The following is a 311-nucleotide window of genomic DNA, read 5'->3' on the forward strand; positions in this document are numbered from 1 at the left end:
ATATTTAATCAGCCTTGCGATTTTCTTAAACGAACAAGGTGAAAGAGGGTATTCTTTTAGTAGGCGTTAGCGAGGGTTGCGTTCTTACTGTGCAAAGCGGAAAGTACCGCAGCGGCAACAACGGCATAGAAAAGTGTTAGATTGACCGTGGTCAATCTAACACTTTTTCTCTTTTGTCCCAGCCTCTTATTTTTCTCTATAAGAAGCGGATATTCTAGGTATTTATAGATTAGAAAAATAATAAAGGTGCCAACGCAATACCGGCAATTGCTCCAAATGCAAAACCAATGCCAAGTCCAGCGCCAAATCCT

The 311-nt window shown here is 40.8% G+C and carries 1 protein-coding gene; it reads right to left on the reverse strand.

Annotated features, from left to right (window positions below; all coding sequences use genetic code 11):
- Nucleotides 1–56: 56 nt before the first annotated feature.
- The coding region (locus tag SB660_RS19660) for a hypothetical protein (RefSeq protein WP_410583941.1) at nt 57–311 on the reverse strand (255 nt) is incomplete at its 5' end.

The sequence above is a fragment of the Bacillus sp. SIMBA_005 genome, assembly GCF_046535585.1.
Lineage (GTDB): Bacteria > Bacillota > Bacilli > Bacillales > Bacillaceae > Bacillus > Bacillus pumilus.